Origin of the sequence: Dactylosporangium sp. CA-152071 (assembly GCF_050936335.1) — a bacterium.
GTDB classification, from domain to species: domain Bacteria; phylum Actinomycetota; class Actinomycetes; order Mycobacteriales; family Micromonosporaceae; genus Dactylosporangium; species Dactylosporangium maewongense.
Genome location: NZ_JBNJMZ010000001.1, coordinates 3,745,137 through 3,761,833 on the forward strand (window position 1 = coordinate 3,745,137; position 16,697 = coordinate 3,761,833).

Genomic DNA, 16,697 nt, shown 5'->3' on the forward strand with positions numbered 1-16,697 from the left:
CGTGCAACCTCGGTGACGCGCTGTGGCGCCTTCACTGCAGAAGGTTCCACTGGTTTACGGGGGTACACCATGAAACTCGCGCTCTGCGTCGGCATCAACGACTACCCGGGCGTCTCCAACGACCTCTACGGCTGCCGCAACGACGCCGCCGACTGGACGGCGGCGCTGACCGCGCGCGGCTTCGACGTCCGCACCCTGCTCGACAGCGCCGCCTCGGGCCTCGCGATCCGCACCGGCATCGCCGACCTGCTCTCCCGCACCTCCGACGGCGACGCGGTCGTCATCACGTACTCCGGCCACGGCACCTGGGTCCCCGACCTCGACGGCGACGAACCCGACCAGCGCGACGAGGCGATCTGCCCGCACGACGTCGCCGCCAACGGCCCACTGCTCGACGACGAGCTCTCCACGCTGTTCGCCACCGCCGCCCCCGGCGTCCGCGTCGTGCTGATCTCCGACTCCTGCCACTCGGGCACGCTGACGCGGCTCAGCCGCCCGCTCGGCGACGGCCGCTGCCCGACCCGCTTCCTGGCCCCGTCGACGTTCCTGCCCCTCGGCACCCCTACCCACGAGGCTGTCGCTCCGCGTGTCACCCGCCCCCGCTCGGCCGCGCTGCTGCTGTCGGCGTGCCGCGACACCGAGTACTCCTACGACGCCACCTTCTCGGGCCGCCCGAACGGCGCGTTCACGTACGTTGCCCTGACCACCCTCGCCGCCCTGCCACCGGACGCGACGTACCGCGACTGGCTCAGGGCGATCAGGGCCCAGCTGCCGAGCCAGAACTATCCGCAGACCCCCGCCCTGCAGGCCACCCCCACCCAACACACCTGGCCCGTCCTCGCCTGACTACCCCCCCCACCCCAGCCGGGCCGTGACCTACACCACATTCCTCGCCATTCCCTCCCACCATTTCCACCCCCTCTCGCATTGACGACCATCAACCACCCACCGCGCGGCGGCGCGCTTTGCCGGACAACACGCGAATCGCCCGGACACGCCGCAACACTCTCCCCACGCACTCACATGATCCACTGAGGTCGATGACCTCAGCCCCCCCTTCTCCACCGCCGCTACTTTCCCAGCAGCAACGATGCGCCCCACACCAGGACGCCCACCCCCATCCCCCAGCGACGGCGGCGAAACAGCACACCTCAAGCCGGCCATCCAGACGAAGCGCTCAGCATCGACCCACACCGCAGCCTTGACCGCGCCGCTCCCGGCAACCGAGGTCCTGCGGACCCCGCGGAAGCGCCCTGCCTCACCACCGACGCGGCGCACCCGTCCGGCAATCAACGACGCTCACGCTCGACCCGCCAACCGCAGCCCGGGTCGGCCCGCTCGGCGCCCAGCCCCCAAGCCGGACACACAGCCGGACCAACACGGCCATGATTGCGCCGGATGCGGGGCTTGGCGGTCTCAGCCGAACACGGAAGCCAGACCCACTCCCAAGGTCGAACTCACGCAGGCACCCGGACGGACACGCCCACGCGACACGCGGTCCGACAGTCCCAGGTGGACGCAGAGCCAGACACACAGATCGGGTTCGTACCGGGCTCACGCGCCCACGTCGTCGAGAGTGACGATGGCGGCGTCGGAGCCGGTCACACACGCGACAGGCAGCTGGACGGACAACGGCCCGGACCGACGCAGCCTCCCACGGAGCCAGGCTGAAGGGCGGCGTCGAACTCACACGCCGACGTCGAGGGTCGCGGCGGCGAAGGCCGGCCACACGCAACCGGCAGCCACCCGGACGAACACGGCCACGCGGACACGCCCGGACGTGCGGGACAAGCAGTCACAACTGAACACGGGGCCAGACACACGGATCAGCGTCACGGGACGGATCTACTCGGCCAGGAGACGAAGGCGGGGCAGATCGTTCGGACGGACACCTGGTCGCCAGGGGCACGCAGACACGGTCAGGCAGGTACTCCTGGCAGGCACAGCTGGACGGACCTAGCCGCGCAGACGCAGCCGGACTGACGCAGCCGACCAGACACTGCCAGACAGGCGGCCCAGCTCACGCAGCCCGCCGCCACCACCACCCGCACCGGGCACCAGAACCGGCGGGAACCAGACCCTCGACGTGTCGGCTCACACAGCAACGCAGATCCCGCCGAACACGCAGTCGCGGCGCACGCCGCCGGGCAGGGACTCAGGCACGGCAGGCCATGGGCGTTGTTGGGGGTGGGTGCGGCGAGTGCGGAGCGCCGGGTCGGGTTCGGCTACGGAGTTGGGGTGGGAACGGGGCTGGAAGGGGCGGTTTGGTGGGGAGGGTCGGGTTCATCGGAGGAGTGGATGTCTTCGGAGTGGGCTGAGGAGTGAACTCCAGCGTGGGGACTGCCCGCGGAAGCAAGGCCCTCGGGAACAGCACCACCGGAAGCAACGTCCGCAGAGGCAGCGACCCCGGGAACAGCGCCCTCCGAAGCGACGCCCGTAGGAGCAACGCCCCCGGAAGCCGAGGCAGCAGGAGCAGCGCTCGCGGGAGCAACGGTCGCGGAGGCAGTGCTTGCGGGAGCAGGGTCTGCGGAGGCGGCGCCAGCTAACGCGGTGGCTGCGGGTGCAGGGTCTGTAGAGGGAGTGGCTGGCGAGGGGGTGCTGGAGCGGGAGTCGGAAGACGGCACGAGCAGCGGTACGGGTGGGGAGTCGACCAGGGCGAACTGGGTCTTGTAGAGCTCCGCATACAGGCCGCCCGCTGTGACGAGGGTGTCGTGGGTGCCGTGCTCGACGATGCGGCCGTTGTCGACGACGAGGATCTGGTCGGCGGCGCGGATGGTGGAGAGGCGGTGGGCGATGACGAGGGCGGTGCGGCCGGTGAGGGCCTCGGCGAGGGCGCGCTGGACGGCGGCCTCGGACTCGGAGTCGAGGTGGGCGGTGGCTTCGTCGAGGATGACGATGGAGGGGGCGCGGAGCAGGAGGCGGGCGATGGCGATGCGTTGCTTCTCGCCGCCGGAGAAGCGGTAGCCGCGCTCGCCGACGACGGTGGCGAGGCCGTCGGGGAGGGACTCGACGAGGTCGCCGACCTGGGCGCGGCGCAGGGCGGTCCAGAGCTCGTCGTCGGTGGCGCCGGGCTTCGCATAGCGCAGGTTCTCGGCGATGGTCTCGTGGAAGAGGTGCGAGTCCTGGGTGACGACGCCGATGGTGTCGCGCAGCGACTGCAGGGTCGCGTCGCGGACGTCGACGTCGCCGACGAGGACGGCGCCGGCGGTGACATCGTAGACGCGCGGGACGAGCATGGCGGTGGTGGACTTGCCGGCGCCCGAGGGGCCGACGAGCGCGACCATCTGGCCCGGCTCGACGGTGAAGGACACGCCCTTGAGCACCTCGTCGGTGACGGTGCGGTCCAGCGACGCGACGTCTTCCAGGGACGCGAGGGAGACCTCGGCGGCGCTCGGGTAGCGGAAGCGGACGTCGCGGAGCTCGACCTTCGCCGCGCCGGGCGGCAGCGGGCGGGCGTCGGGGCGCTCGGCGATGCCGGGGGCGAGGTCGAGGACCTCGAAGACCCGCTCGAACGACACGAGCGCGCTCATCACGTCGACCCGGACGTTGGACAGCGCGGTCAGCGGGCCGTAGAGCCGGGTGAGCAGCAGCGCCAGGGTGACGACGGTGCCGGCGGTGATCTGGCCGTGCACGGCGAACCAGCCGCCGAGACCGTAGGTGAGCGCCTGGGCGAGGGAGGCGACGAGCAGCATGCTGACGAAGAACACGCGGCTGTACATCGCGGTCTGGATACCGATGTCGCGGACCCGGCCGGCCCGGTCGGCGAAGCGCTCCGCCTCGGTCTCCGGCCGGCCGAAGAGCTTGACCAGCAGGGCGCCGGCGACGCCGAAGCGCTCGGTCATCGTCGCGTTCATCGTGGCGTCGAGCTGGTAGGCCTCGCGGGTGATCGCGGCGAGCCGCTTGCCGACCCGGCGGGCCGGGAGGATGAAGACCGGCAGTATGACCAGCGACAGCAGCGTCACCTGCCACGACAGGGTGACCATGACCGCGGCGGTGAGGACGAGCTGGATGACGTTGCTGACGACGCCGGACAGGGTCGAGGTGAACGCGCGCTGCGCGCCCTGCACGTCGTTGTTGAGCCGGCTGACCAGCGCGCCGGTCTGCGTGCGGGTGAAGAACTGCAGCGGCATGAGCTGCACGTGCCCATAGACCTGGGTGCGCAGCGACAGGATGATGCCTTCGCCGATGCGGGCGGAATACCACCGCTGGACGAGGGAGAGCAGGGCGTCGGCGACGGCGAGGGCGCCGATGAGCAGCGCGACCCGCACGACCGCGGTGCCGGCGTGGGGGCCACCGGCATTGATCTTGTTGATGACGTCGCCGGCGAGGTAGGGCGTGGCGACGCCGATGCCCGCGCCGAACACGACGGTGACGAGGAAGACGCTGATGTCGCCGCGATAGGGCCGGGCGAAGGCGAGGATGCGCTTCGCCGTGCCGCGGGCCAGGCGCTTGCCGGCCAGCTCGTCGGCCTTGCGCAGGGAGCGCAGGGTCTCCCACCCGGCCATGCTGCTCGGCGACGTCATTCGAAACCCCCCGGTCGGAGAACTTGAAGCCCAAGCATGCCCGGGGGGTACGACAAATTATTCGCCGAGGCCCGCCAGATCCTGGATCCGGCGCACCTGCGCGGCCCGCTCGACGGCCTCCTGCTGGGCGAACGTGTGCCCGCCCGCGGCCGCGATCAGCGCCTTGATCTCCACGACCGCGTCGCGGGAACCAGCCAGGACGGCCGCGGTGAGATCACCGACGGCGTCCCCCAGATCAGCCGGGGGAACCACCGCGTTGGCCAGGCCGATCTGCGACGCCTCGCCGGCGTGCACGCGCCGGCCGGTGACGCACAGCTCCAGAGCCCGCGCATAACCGACCAGCTCGACGAGCCGCTTGGTGCCACCGAGGTCCGGGACGAGCCCGAGGGACACCTCGGCCATGCAGAACTTCACGTCCTCGGCCACGACCCGGAAGTCGCAGGCGAGGGCGAGCTGGAATCCGGCGCCGATGGCGTGGCCGTGGACCGCCGCGATCGAGATCAGCGACGGCTGCCGGAGCCAGGCGAACGCCTCCTGGTACTGCGCGATCTGCGCGTCGGAGACGCCGCCGAGGATGGACGCGGCGACCGAGGTGTCGAGCCCGGCTGAGAAGGCCCGACCGGAGCCGCGCACGACGACCACCCGAACGTCGCCCGGCAGTGACCGGCCGAACGCCCGGAGGTCGGCCCACAACGCGGGGGTCTGCGCGTTGAGAACCTCGGGCCGGTCCAACGTCACCGTTGCGACCGGCCCTTCGACGTCGAAACGCGCCTCTCCCGACGTGGGAGCGGCGTTCACGCCTTCTTGCGGCGCCGGGCACCGCCACGCTGACGAAGCTGAACGCCAGATTCGGTCAGCACCCGGTGCACGAATCCATAGGATCGACCGGTGGAAGCGGCGAGCGCGCGGATACTCTCACCGTTGGTGTACCGCTTCACGAGGTCCTTCGCCAGCGTCTGCCTTTCGGCGCCGACGATCCGGCGACCCTTCTCGGTGCTGGTGGTGGCGGTGGCTGCCATGCTGATCCCTCACGTCCCAGACTGAGCGGTTGGTGCGGTCCCACCTATTAGACCGCCTCGAACGATCATGCGCTAGATATCGACGGCACGCCAACCGACACGCACAGCATTGTCGCCTACCCGATACCGTGATGCGCCGTGATGAGCGAACCCTCCACCGACCAACCATGGACAGCGCATCGTGAGCGTCGCGATGCGCTCCGTTGGGTTGCCTTCGGCCTGCTCGGGCTCGCTGTCGCCGCGCTCGCGGTGCAGCTCGACGCCCGTCTGGGCACCGCAAGCGCGCCCTTCCTCGGCAGGTACAAGATCAGGGTCGGGCCGGGCAGCGTACTGGCGCCGCTGGTGGCCGCGGCGGTACTGTGGTCTGCATCACAGGGCGCCCTCGAGCGACGATCCTGGCGAAAAATTCAGCTTTTCGGGTACTGCGCCGGCCTGACGTGGGCAATCGCTTTGGCGCTTGTCGATGGCTGGTCGGGCCTTACGAAAGCCCTCGGTTCGCCGGAGGAATATCTGGGTGACGTTAGGCGGGTCGGCGGCGATCCCCTCGCATACCTCAGACATTTCACCTCCGACGCGCCGGCCCACTCGGTCGCCTCCCGGGGCCATCCGCCGGGTCCCGTTCTGTTTTTGTGGCTGGCCGACCGAATCGGCGTCGACAACCACGTCGTCCTCGGATTCCTGATCACCGCATTGTCGGCGCTGACGATTCCGCTGGTGTTGTCGGCGGTGCGTGACTCCGTCGGCGAGGCGGCCGCGCGGCGGTACCTGCCGGTGCTCGTCCTCGCCCCGTACGCCATCTGGGTCGCCGTCAGCCTCGACGGCCTGGTGGCGACCCTGGGCGCGGCCGCGATCGTGTGCGGCCTCCGGGCAAGTCGCACAAAAGTCCGAAAAAAGGCGGTCTGGGCGCTGGCGGCCGGGCTGCTCGTGGGCGTCGCCGCGCTGTTCTCGTACTCGGCCCCCTGGCTCGGCCTGTCGATCGTCTGCGTCTACTTCGCCCGGCGGCGGGCGTTCCTCAACATCGTGACGGGCATCGGCGCCCTCGTGCCCGTCCTGGGGGCGCAACTGCTCGGCTTCGGCTGGGCGGACGGCCTGGTGGCCGCGGAGACCGACTACGCCAGCCGGGTCGCGCCGTACCGGTCGGTGCTGTGGTGGAGCGCGATCAGCGTCGTCGTCCTGCTGCTCGCCACGGGCCCGGCGATCGTCGCCAGCGCGCGGAAGCTGCGCAACACGGCCGCCTGGCCGTTCCTGGTGGGCGCGGGGGCGGCCGTGGTGTTCTCGATCGCGGCGGGCCTCGCCAGGGGCGGCGTGGAGCACGCCTGGCTGCCGTTCTTCCCGTGGCTCACGGTCGCCGTGGTGGCGCCGGAGAAGCCGGCCGGCGAGCTGCCCCCGACCCCGCTGCTGCTCACAGCGGTCGGGGCAGCCCTCGCGGTCGTCGTCGAAGCCGTGCTGATCACGCCCTGGTGAGACCTCAGGCGAGTTCCACGAGCTCCAGCAGGTCGTCGCTCCACGCGTCCTCCACGCCGTCGGGCAGGAGGATCGCGCGGTCCGGCTTCAGGGCCGTGACCGCGCCGGGGTCGTGCGTGACGAGGACGATGGCCCCCGGGTAGCGGGCGATCGCGTCGAGGACCTGCTCGCGGCTGATCGGGTCGAGGTTGTTGGTCGGCTCGTCGAGCAGCAGCACGTTGGCGCCGGAGCAGACCAGCGTGGCGAGCGCGAGCCGGGTCTTCTCGCCGCCGGACAGGACCCCGGCGGGCTTGTCGACGTCGTCGCCGGTGAACAGGAACGCGCCGAGGATCTTGCGCAGCTCGGTGTCGTTCTGGTCCGGGGCGGCGGAGCGCATCAGCTCCAGGATCGTGCGGTCGACGTCGAGCTGCTCGTGCTCCTGGGCGTAGTACCCGCGCTGCAGGCCGTGCCCGGCGTGGACCTCGCCGGTGTCGGGCTCCAGCTCCCCGGCGAGCATCCGCAGCAGGGTGGTCTTGCCGGCGCCGTTGAGGCCGAGGATCGCGACCCGGGAGCCGCGGTCGACGGCGACGTCGACGTCGACGAAGATCTCCAGGGACCCGTACGTCTTCGACAGCCCGGACGCCGTCAGCGGGGTCTTGCCGCACGGCTTCGGGTTGGGGAAGCGGACCTTCGCGACCTTGTCGGAGACCCGGACCTCTTCCAGGTCACCCAGCATCCGCTCGGCGCGGCGGGCCATGTTCTGCGCGGCGACGGTCTTGGTGGCCTTGGCCCGCATCTTGTCGGCCTGCGCCATGAGGGCGCCGGCCTTCTTCTCGGCGTTGGCCCGCTCGCGCTTGCGGCGCTTCTCGTCGGTCTCGCGCTGCTGCTGGTACAGCTTCCAGTTGAGGTTGTAGAAGTCGATCGTCGCGCGGTTGGCGTCGAGGTACCACACCTTGTTGACGATCGCGTCGAGCATCTCCACGTCGTGGGAGATCACCACGAGGCCGCCCTTGTGGCTGGACAGGAAGTTGCGCAGCCAGGCGATGGAGTCGGAGTCGAGGTGGTTGGTCGGCTCGTCGAGCAGCAGGATGCCGCCGCCGGTCGCCGCCGCGTCGCGGAACAGGATGCGGGCCAGCTCGATCCGGCGGCGCTGACCGCCGGAGAGCGTGCCGATGGTCTGGGCGAGCACCCGGTCGGGCAGGCCGAGGTTGGCGCAGATGCGGGCGGCCTCGGCCTCGGCCGCGTAGCCGCCGAGCCCGGCGAACTGGTCCTCCAGCTGCCCATACCGCCGGATGAGCCGCTCGTCGTCGCCGAGCGTGGCCTCCAGGGCCTTCATCTCGGCGTAGATGGTGTCCAGGCCGCGGGCGGACAGCACCCGGTCGCGGGCGGTCACGTCGAGGTCGCCGGTGCGGGGGTCCTGCGGCAGGTAGCCGACGGGGCCGCGGCGCTCGACGGAGCCGGCGTGCGGGGTGCCCTCACCGGCGAGGACCTTGAGGGTGGTGGTCTTGCCGGCACCGTTGCGGCCGACGAGACCGATGCGGTCGCCGGGCTGGATGCGCAGGTTGATGTCGCTGAGGAGGATGCGCGCGCCCGCGCGCAGCTCAAGACCCGTGGTCGTGATCACAGGAAGGACTCGCTCTCGCAATGTTCAAGGGGAAAGTGGACAGACTCCTGGTGTGGAACCGGGGGTCACTCCCTCTGGGTGCGAGTCACGGGGCATATCGTACCGTGCGCACCACCCCGAGCCGCCACACGATTACGTCACAAGATCATCGGGTACCGACGCAGCAGACGCCGATCGATCCCCCCGTCTGAAGAGGTGTGCCATGGAGTTCAACGACGATGCTGATCTCGACAGCAGCCAGGTCAACGACCTGCGCGGGTCGACCAGTGGCGGCGGTGGTGGCGGTGGCGGCCTCGGTGGCATCCCGATCCCCCTCCCGGGTGGCGGCGGCGGGAAGATGGGCCTCATCATCACCCTGGTCGTCCTGGCGCTGGTGATCTGCGGCGGCGGTGGCCTCTTCGGCAGCGGCATGCTCGGCGGCGGGGGCGGCGGCAACCAGCAGGCCGACAACTCCGACATCGAGAAGCGCTGCGACAAGTCCAACAAGGACCGGTTCAACGACGCCGACTGCCGCAACCTGCTGTACGTCAACTCCGTCCAGGCGTACTGGAAGGCGGAGATGCCGCAGGCGTTCGGCAAGCAGTACCAGCAGGCGAAGACGAACTACTTCAACGGCGCCGTGAACACCGGCTGCGGCCAGGCCGACTCCGGCGTCGGGCCCTTCTACTGCCCGGCCGACAGCCAGGTCTACATCGACCTGACCTTCTACAAGGAGCTGTCGAGCCGCTTCGGCGCCAAGGGCGAGTTCGCCGCCCCGTACGTCATCGCCCACGAGTACGGCCACCACATCCAGAACCTGCTCGGCACCAACGCCAAGGTCCAGCAGGGCGACACCGGCCCCACCTCGGGCTCGGTGCGCCTGGAGCTGCAGGCCGACTGCTACGCCGGCACCTGGGCCTTCCACGCCACGGAGACCAAGGACAAGGAGGGCGACGCCGTGCTGTTCACCTCCATCACGCAGGCGGACATCAACGAGGCGATCGAGGCGGCCGAGGCGATCGGCGACGACACGATCCAGAAGAAGTCCGGCGGCGGCGTCAACCCGGACGGCTTCACCCACGGCACGTCCGCACAGCGCAAGAAGTGGTTCACGCAGGGCTTCAACACCGGCGACCCGCGCCAGTGCGACACCTTCTCCACCAGCAACCTGTGACGCTGGTCGAGCTGCGGCAGGTGTACCGGGGGCACGCCGCCCCCGGCACCGCCGCCGGGATGCGCGCCTACATGCGCGACCAGTTCGACTTCCTCGGCATCCCGTCGCCGGTACGACGGAAGCTGGACAAGCCGTTCCTACGGACGGACGAGCCCCTGCGGCTGGCGCAGGAATGCTGGACGCAGCCGGAGCGGGAGTTCCAGTACTTCGCCTGCGACCTGCTGACCAGGCACGCGAAGCACCTCACCGCGGCCGACCTGCCCGCCCTGCGCGCCCTCATCACGACCAGGCCCTGGTGGGACACGGTCGACCTGCTCGCCGCCAACGTCGTCGGGCCGGTCGTCCGCCACGACCAGACCCCGATAGACGCTTGGATCGAGGACGACGACCTGTGGGTGGTGCGGACCGCGATCCTGCACCAGTTGAAGTACCGCGAGGCGACCGACCCGCGACGGCTCTTCTCGTACAGCGGCCGATGGAAACACGAGCAGGACTTCTTCATCCGCAAGGCCATCGGCTGGGCACTGCGCGAGTATGCGAAGACCGACCCGGACGCGGTGCGCGCCTTCGTCGCGGCGAACCCGGACCTGTCCGGCCTGTCCAGGCGGGAAGCGCTGAAGAATATCGGTGGCGGCACCCCGGCACCGGCGCCATGATGCACGCCATGAGCCGACGCCTCCTGATCGCAGCCCCCGCCACCTCCGGCGAACGGGCGAAGCGACAGGCCGGCGCCCTGACGGAGGCGAGCCGCAAGCAACCGTGAGCGGCCGGCGGAGCGGCTCGGGCCGCTCACCGGCATCGCAGGTCGGCCGGCGCCGGAGCGCAGCGGAGGTGACGGCGTGACCGCGGGCCTCGGGGAGGTCGCCCTCTCCGGGATGCTCGCCGGCTACGGGGTCGCGGTGCCGGTCGGCGCGATCGGCGCCCTGATCGCCGGGCTCGCCGCCCGCACCGGCTGGCGGACCGGCGCCGGCGCCGCGATGGGGGTGGCCACCGCCGACGGGATCTACGCGGTGATCGCCGTCCTCGGCGGCGCGGCCCTCGCGGGGCTCATCGCGCCGATCTCCGCTCCCCTGCGTTGGGTCGCCGCTGTGGTACTGGTGGCGCTCGCCGTCAAGACCGCCGCCGACGCCCTGCGGCACCGCCACGAGGCCGCGCGCGCCGGGGATAACGGCAGGGACACGGACGGCAGGATGACCCGACCGGCCGGCGCGTACTTCGCGCTGCTCGGCCTGACCATGCTCAACCCGGCGACGATCGTCTACTTCGGCGCGCTCGTCCTCGGCCGCCGCGCCGACGACGGCCTGTCCGCGGCCGGCGAGACCGTCTGGGTCCTGTCGGCGTTCGTGGCGTCGGCGAGCTGGCAGCTGCTCATCGCCGGCGGCGGCACCCTGCTCGGTAAGGTCCTCACCGGCCCGCGCGGCAGGCTGTGGACCGCGCTGACGTCCAGCGCCGTGATCGCCGTCCTCGCCGTCGTCCTGGTCGTGTGACCTTTTGCCGCGCCCGCGCGTGATGTCGGCATGAGGGATGCCGAAGGGTTCGCCGAGTGCTACGCGCTGCAGTTCCGGCAGATCGCCGCCCAGCTGAGCGTGTACCTCGGCGACCTCGACGAGGCGCGGGACCTGACCCAGGAGGCGTTCGTGCGCGCCTGGCAGCGCTGGGACCGCATCAGCCGCTACGAGGAGCCCGCGACGTGGATCCGCCGCGTCGCGTGGAACCTCGCCACGTCGCGCCTGCGCCGCCTGCGGGTCGCGCTGCGACATCAACGCGGCGCCAGGCTCGAGCTGGTGCCCGGCCCGGACGAGCACGGCGGGCACGGTGTGGCGATCCGCGACGCGCTCGCGGCGCTGCCCGACGGCCAGCGCCGCGCCGTGGTCCTGCACTACCTGGTGGGGCTGCCGGTCGCGGAGATCGCCGAGCTGTGCCGGGTCCGTGAGGGCACGGTGCGCACCTGGCTGTACCGGGCCCGGCAGTCCCTCGCGGCCATGTTGGACGACTTCCGAGAGGCACGCCGATGAACCAGCAGCTGCACGACGCGCTCCACGCCGAGTACGAGCTCGCCCACGACACGATCCGCCCCGACGGCGTCGCCGCCGTGCACGCGGGCGCCGCCCGCAGGAGGCGCCGGCACATGGCCACCGGTGCCGCGATCCTGGCCCTGGCCGTCGCCGGAGCCGGGGCGGTCACGTGGCGCCTGCTGCCCGGCGACGGACCGGCGCAGATGGCCGCCGGGCCGGGCTGCGACCGGCCCGGCCACAACGTGGCGGTCTTCCTCAAGAGCGACGTCACCGAGGAGCAGACGCAGCAGCTGGACCTGGCGCTGCGCAGCTCCCCCGAGGTCTACTGCCTGAGCTTCGAGACCAAGGAGCAGGCATGGGAGCAGTTCAAGATCCATTTCAGCGACGCGCCGGACCTCGTCGCGGCGACCCGGGTCGACATGCTCCCCCAGGCGTTCCGCTTCCGGGTCGCCAAGGTGCGCGAGGCCGACGCGGTGGAGCAGCGGATCCACGGCCTCCAGGGCTACATGGACTACGTCTGCTCCTGCAGGACGGCCACGCCGACCAAGCCCCGCTGAACGCCCCTTCGCTGAAACGGCTTCTCGCTGAACGGCTTCTCGCTGAACGGCTTCTCGCTGAACGGCTTCTCGCTGAACGCCTCGTCAGACGTTGAAGCCCAAAGCGCGCAGCTGGTCGCGACCCTCGTCGCTGATCTTGTCCGGGCCCCACGGCGGCAGCCACACCCAGTTGATCCGGATGTCGCTGACCAGGCCGCCGCCCGGGCCGCTGCACAGCGCCTGGCGGGTCTGGTCCTCGATGACGTCGGTCAGCGGGCACGCCGCGGACGTCAGCGTCATGTCGAGGGTCGCGACGTTGTCCTCGTCGACGTGGATGCCGTACACCAGGCCGAGGTCAACGACGTTGATCCCGAGCTCCGGGTCGACGACGTCCTTCATCGCCTCTTCGATGTCGGCGAGCACCGCGGTCATGCCTTCTCCTCACTCGGGACGGCTCGGCTGAGCGCGTCCTTGTACGCCATCCACGCCAGCAGGGCACACTTCACCCGGGCCGGGTACTTCGCCACGCCGGCGAACGCCACCGCGTCCTCCAGCACCGCCTCATCGGGCTCGACCTGACCGCGGCCGCCCATCAGCTCCGTGAACGCCTCGTGCCGCCGCAGCGACTCCTGCACGGTGCCGCCCTTGAGCAGCTCGTGCAGGATGCTCGCGGACGCCTGGCTGATCGAGCAGCCGACGCCCTCGTACGACACGTCCGCGACGGTGTCACCCTTGATCGACACGCGCAGGGTCACCTCGTCGCCGCAGGTCGGGTTGACGTGGTGGGCCTCGGCGTCGAACGGCTCGCGCAGGCCACGGCCGTGCGGCCGCTTGTAGTGATCCAGGATGATCTCCTGGTAGAGCTGGTCCAGCTTCATGCGAAGACCTTCCGCACCCGCTCCAGGCCGCGGACCAGCGCATCGATCTCGTTGGTCGTGGTGTACAGGTAGAACGACGCCCTCGTGGTCGCCGGCACCCCGAAGCGCACGCAGGTCGGGCGGGCGCAGTGATGCCCGACCCGGACCTGCACGCCCTCGTCGTCCAGGATCTGCCCGACGTCGTGCGGGTGGACGCCGTCGACGGTGAAGGAGATCGTCGCGCCGCGGCCTTCCGTAGTGGTCGGGCCGATGATCCGCACGTCCGGCGTCGCGGTCAGGGCGTCGAGGGCATACGCGGTGAGCTGCTTCTCGTACGCCTGGATCGCGTCCATGCCGACGGCGCTGAGATAGTCGACGGCCGCGCCCAGACCCACGGCCTCCGCGATCGGCGGCGTGCCGGCCTCGAAGCGGGCGGGTGGCGGCATGAACGTCGAGCCGGTCATCGCGACCGTCTCGATCATCGAACCGCCGCCCAGGAACGGCGGCATGGCGTCGAGCAGCTCGAACCGGCCCCACAGCCCGCCGATGCCGGTCGGGCCGAGCATCTTGTGACCGGTGAACGCGACGAAGTCGGCGCCGAGCGCGGTCACGTCGACGGGGATGTGCGGCACCGATTGAGAGCCGTCGAGCAGCACCAGCGCGCCGACCTGCCGGGCCCGGGCGACGAGGACGTCGACGGGGTTGATCGTGCCGAGGATGTTGGAGTAGTGCACCACCGAGACGAGCTTCGTGCGCTCGTTGACGATCTCGTCGATCGCCGACAGGTCGAGCCTGCCGTCGTCGGTGAGCCCGAACCAGCGCAGCGTCGCGCCGGTGCGCTGCGCGAGCAGCTGCCACGGCACGATGTTGGAGTGGTGCTCCATCTCGGTGATGACGATCTCGTCGCCGGGCCCGATCCGCAGCCGCGGGTCGTCGGCGACCGCCGTGAAGGCGTGCGCGACGAGGTTGATCGCCTCGGTCGAGTTCTTCGTGAAGACGATCTCGGCGGCGGTGCCGGCGCCGACGAACGCGGCGACCTTCTCGCGGGCGCCCTCGAACGCCTCGGTGGCCTCGGTGCCGAGCGTGTGCACGGACCGGGCGACGTTGGCGTTGTGCAGCTCATAGTGCTCCCGGACCGCGTCGATCACCTGGCGAGGCTTCTGCGACGTGTTCCCGGAGTCGAGGTAGACGAGAGGCTTGCCGTTGACCTCCCGATCGAGGATCGGGAAGTCCTTCCGTACGGCGTCGACATCCAGCGCGTTCATGATTCCCCTAAGCGTGGTGCGTCGCCGGTCCCGCACCGGCCAGGTAGCGCTCGTAGCCTTCGGCCTCGAGCTGCTCGGCGAGCTCCGGCCCGCCCTCTTCGACGATCCGCCCGCCGACGAACACGTGCACGAAGTCGGGCTTGATGTAGCGCAGGATCCGCGTGTAGTGCGTGATGAGCAGCAGCCCGGTGTCGCCGCTCTCGCGGACCCGGTTGACGCCCTCGCTGACGATCCGCAGCGCGTCGATGTCGAGGCCGGAGTCGGTCTCGTCGAGCACCGCGATCTTCGGCTTGAGCAGCTCCAGCTGCATGATCTCGTGGCGCTTCTTCTCACCGCCGGAGAAGCCCTCGTTGACGTTGCGCTGGGCGAACGCCGGGTCCATCTGCAGCTTCTCCATGGCGCCGCGCAGCTCGCCGGCCCAGGTGCGCAGCTTCGGAGCCTCACCGTCGATCGCGGTCTTCGCGGTCCGCAGGAAGTTGGCGACCGACACGCCGGGGACCTCGACCGGGTACTGCATCGCCAGGAACAGGCCGGCGCGGGCCCGCTCGTCGACGGTCATCGCCAGCACGTCCTGGCCGTCGAGGGTCACCGAACCGCCGGTGACCTGGTAGCGCGGGTGACCCGCGATCGAGTACGCCAGGGTCGACTTGCCCGAGCCGTTGGGGCCCATGATGGCGTGGGTCTCCCCCGCCCCGACGGTCAGATCGACCCCGGCGAGGATCGGCTTCAGCTCGCCGTCAGGCAGCTTCACCGACACCTGCAGGTTGCTGATCTCCAGCGTGCTCACTTCGTCACTCCGTTACTGGGATTCAAGTCGATGTAGACGTCGCCGTCGCGGATCTCGACGGGGTAGACCGGGACCGGCTCGGTCGCCGGAAGGCCGGTCGGCTCGCCGGTGCGCAGGTCGAAGCGCGAGCCGTGCAGCCAGCACTCCAGGGTGCAGCCCTCGACCTCGCCCTCCGACAGCGCGACCGCGGCGTGCGAGCACTCGTCGTAGACGGCGTAGAAGTTGTCGTCGTCGGCGTGGACGAGCGCGATCTCGGTCCCATCGACCTCGACCTGCCGCACCGTCCCCTTGCCCACCTCGGCCGCCGCACACACTCGGATCACGTGCCGGCCGCCTCGAGTCGTGCGTCGATGGCCTCGCCCAGCCGGTCGCGCAGCGACTCGACCGGGATCTTGTGCAGCAGCTCCGCGAAGAAGCCGCGGACCACGAGCTTGCGCGCCTGCTCGTCCGGGATGCCCCGGGACATCAGGTAGAACAGCTGCTCGTCGTCGAACCGGCCGGTGGCGCTGGCGTGGCCCGCGCCGGCGACCTCGCCGGTCTCGATCTCCAGGTTGGGCACCGAGTCGGCGCGCGCCCCGTCGGTCAGCACCAGGTTGCGGTTGATCTCGTACGTGTCGGTGCCGGTCGCCTCGGCCCGGATCAGCACGTCGCCGACCCACACCGTGTGCGCCTCCTGACCCTGCAGCGCGCCGCGGTACGCGACGTAGCTACGGCAGTCGGGAACCGAGTGGTCGACGAGCAGCCGGTGCTCCATGTGCTGCCCGGCGTCGGCGAAGTAGAGCCCGAACGCGTCGATCTCGCCGCCGCGACCGGTGTAGTCGACGCTGGTGTACTGCCGGACCAGGTCGCCGCCGAGCGTGACCTGGACGTGCGTGACCTTCGCGTCCCGGCCGAGCCGGAACCGGATGTGCTGCGCCTGGACGGCGTCGGCGTCCCAGTCGGTGACCGTGACCAGCGTGAGCCGGGCCGCGTCGCCGACGAGCACCTCGACGTTGTCGGCGAGCGTGACCGAGCCGACCTGCTCCAGCACGACGGTCGCCTCGGCGAGCCGGCCGACCTCGACGACGGTGTGGCCGAACGCGACCTCGGTGCTCGAGCCGACGAGCCGCACCACGGCGGCGGTCTCCGGCACGGCGTTCGCCGCCACCGACACCAGCAGCGCCTCGGTGGCACCGCCGGCCGCGAGCGCGCTGATCCGGTCGAACGGGGTCAGCGCCGCTCCGACCCGCGGGTCGGAGCGGTCGACGGTCGCGACGGTCACGCCCTCGGGCAGGTCACCGATCTCGGCCTTCGGCGCCGGTGCCTGTGTGGGCTCGCCGCCTTCGGCGGCCGCCAGGCCACGCAGGCGCTTGAGCGGGGTGAACCGCCACTCCTCCTCCCGCCCCGTGAGGGCGGGGAAGTCGGCGACGTCGAACGAGCGGACCTGCTGCGCGCGGGTCTTCGGCGGTACCAGTACGGGTGCGCTCATTCCGCCG

At 70.8% G+C, this 16,697-nt stretch carries 16 protein-coding genes and 1 pseudogene; 7 read left to right on the plus strand and 10 right to left on the minus strand.

Features of this window, described 5'->3' with window-relative positions; translation table 11 throughout:
* Positions 1–69 precede the first annotated feature (69 nt).
* Entirely contained in the window at positions 70–846 is a 777-nt protein-coding gene (locus ACQEVZ_RS16625; protein ID WP_433367301.1) for a caspase family protein, read from the plus strand.
* Positions 847–2,639: 1,793 nt separating this feature from the next.
* Here ACQEVZ_RS16625 and ACQEVZ_RS16630 read toward each other — a convergent pair.
* The 3 genes and pseudogenes from ACQEVZ_RS16630 to ACQEVZ_RS16640 form a co-directional block, all read right to left on the minus strand.
* Positions 2,640–4,523: pseudogene (locus ACQEVZ_RS16630) on the minus strand (ABC transporter ATP-binding protein); the annotation flags it as partial.
* Positions 4,524–4,580: 57 nt separating this feature from the next.
* On the minus strand, positions 4,581–5,321 hold the full coding sequence (locus ACQEVZ_RS16635) for an enoyl-CoA hydratase/isomerase family protein (protein ID WP_344502977.1): 741 nt from the start codon (positions 5,319–5,321) through the stop codon (positions 4,581–4,583).
* Entirely contained in the window at positions 5,318–5,542 is a 225-nt protein-coding gene (locus tag ACQEVZ_RS16640) for a helix-turn-helix domain-containing protein (protein WP_033359767.1), read from the minus strand. Before ACQEVZ_RS16640 ends, ACQEVZ_RS16635 begins: the two co-directional genes overlap by 4 nt.
* A 141-nt stretch (positions 5,543–5,683) precedes the next feature.
* Between ACQEVZ_RS16640 and ACQEVZ_RS16645 the strand changes: the two genes are divergently transcribed.
* Positions 5,684–7,006 (plus strand): hypothetical protein, encoded by a 1,323-nt coding sequence (locus ACQEVZ_RS16645; protein ID WP_433376801.1) that lies wholly within the window; start codon positions 5,684–5,686, stop codon positions 7,004–7,006.
* Positions 7,007–7,010: 4 nt separating this feature from the next.
* On the opposite strand, the gene ACQEVZ_RS16650 is transcribed toward ACQEVZ_RS16645, so the two are convergent.
* Positions 7,011–8,609, minus strand: a complete 1,599-nt coding sequence (locus ACQEVZ_RS16650; protein WP_354888122.1) for an ABC-F family ATP-binding cassette domain-containing protein — start codon at positions 8,607–8,609, stop codon at positions 7,011–7,013.
* Between the two features lie 202 nt (positions 8,610–8,811).
* On the opposite strand from ACQEVZ_RS16650, the gene ypfJ reads away from it, so the two are divergent.
* The 5 genes from ypfJ to ACQEVZ_RS16675 all read left to right on the plus strand — a co-directional run bounded on the left by ypfJ (position 8,812) and on the right by ACQEVZ_RS16675 (position 12,334).
* Positions 8,812–9,762: a KPN_02809 family neutral zinc metallopeptidase gene (gene ypfJ / locus ACQEVZ_RS16655; protein ID WP_344502979.1), complete on the plus strand. Its 951-nt coding sequence runs from the start codon at positions 8,812–8,814 to the stop codon at positions 9,760–9,762.
* The gene (locus ACQEVZ_RS16660) at positions 9,759–10,418 is read left to right on the plus strand and encodes a DNA alkylation repair protein (RefSeq protein WP_433367306.1); all 660 of its coding nucleotides are present in this window, start codon (positions 9,759–9,761) and stop codon (positions 10,416–10,418) included. Before ypfJ ends, ACQEVZ_RS16660 begins: the two co-directional genes overlap by 4 nt.
* Positions 10,419–10,637: 219 nt before the next feature.
* Positions 10,638–11,249, plus strand: coding sequence for a LysE family transporter (locus ACQEVZ_RS16665; RefSeq protein ID WP_433376804.1), 612 nt, complete (start codon positions 10,638–10,640; stop codon positions 11,247–11,249).
* 30 nt (positions 11,250–11,279) lie between these two features.
* Positions 11,280–11,777 carry an RNA polymerase sigma factor gene (locus ACQEVZ_RS16670; protein WP_344502981.1) on the plus strand — a complete coding sequence of 166 codons (498 nt, stop codon included), beginning with the start codon at positions 11,280–11,282 and terminating at the stop codon, positions 11,775–11,777.
* Positions 11,774–12,334: a permease-like cell division protein FtsX gene (locus tag ACQEVZ_RS16675; RefSeq protein WP_433367309.1), complete on the plus strand. Its 561-nt coding sequence runs from the start codon at positions 11,774–11,776 to the stop codon at positions 12,332–12,334. The genes ACQEVZ_RS16670 and ACQEVZ_RS16675 overlap by 4 nt, the downstream gene beginning before the upstream one ends.
* Before the next feature lie 84 nt (positions 12,335–12,418).
* On the opposite strand, the gene ACQEVZ_RS16680 is transcribed toward ACQEVZ_RS16675, so the two are convergent.
* From ACQEVZ_RS16680 to sufD, 6 genes are read right to left on the minus strand one after another with little or no spacing between them, the layout of a single operon-like run.
* Entirely contained in the window at positions 12,419–12,745 is a 327-nt protein-coding gene (locus ACQEVZ_RS16680; protein ID WP_344502983.1) for a metal-sulfur cluster assembly factor, read from the minus strand.
* Positions 12,742–13,191, minus strand: coding sequence for a Fe-S cluster assembly sulfur transfer protein SufU (gene sufU / locus ACQEVZ_RS16685; protein ID WP_344502984.1), 450 nt, complete (start codon positions 13,189–13,191; stop codon positions 12,742–12,744). Before sufU ends, ACQEVZ_RS16680 begins: the two co-directional genes overlap by 4 nt.
* Positions 13,188–14,435, minus strand: a complete 1,248-nt coding sequence (locus ACQEVZ_RS16690; protein ID WP_354888137.1) for a cysteine desulfurase — start codon at positions 14,433–14,435, stop codon at positions 13,188–13,190. The genes sufU and ACQEVZ_RS16690 overlap by 4 nt, the downstream gene beginning before the upstream one ends.
* 7 nt (positions 14,436–14,442) lie before the next feature.
* Positions 14,443–15,222 carry a Fe-S cluster assembly ATPase SufC gene (sufC, locus tag ACQEVZ_RS16695; RefSeq protein WP_354888140.1) on the minus strand — a complete coding sequence of 260 codons (780 nt, stop codon included), beginning with the start codon at positions 15,220–15,222 and terminating at the stop codon, positions 14,443–14,445.
* Positions 15,219–15,545 carry a non-heme iron oxygenase ferredoxin subunit gene (locus ACQEVZ_RS16700; RefSeq protein WP_363407153.1) on the minus strand — a complete coding sequence of 109 codons (327 nt, stop codon included), beginning with the start codon at positions 15,543–15,545 and terminating at the stop codon, positions 15,219–15,221. The genes sufC and ACQEVZ_RS16700 overlap by 4 nt, the downstream gene beginning before the upstream one ends.
* Positions 15,542–16,690, minus strand: coding sequence for a Fe-S cluster assembly protein SufD (gene sufD, locus ACQEVZ_RS16705; protein ID WP_433367316.1), 1,149 nt, complete (start codon positions 16,688–16,690; stop codon positions 15,542–15,544). The genes ACQEVZ_RS16700 and sufD overlap by 4 nt, the downstream gene beginning before the upstream one ends.
* Positions 16,691–16,697: the final 7 nt, after the last annotated feature.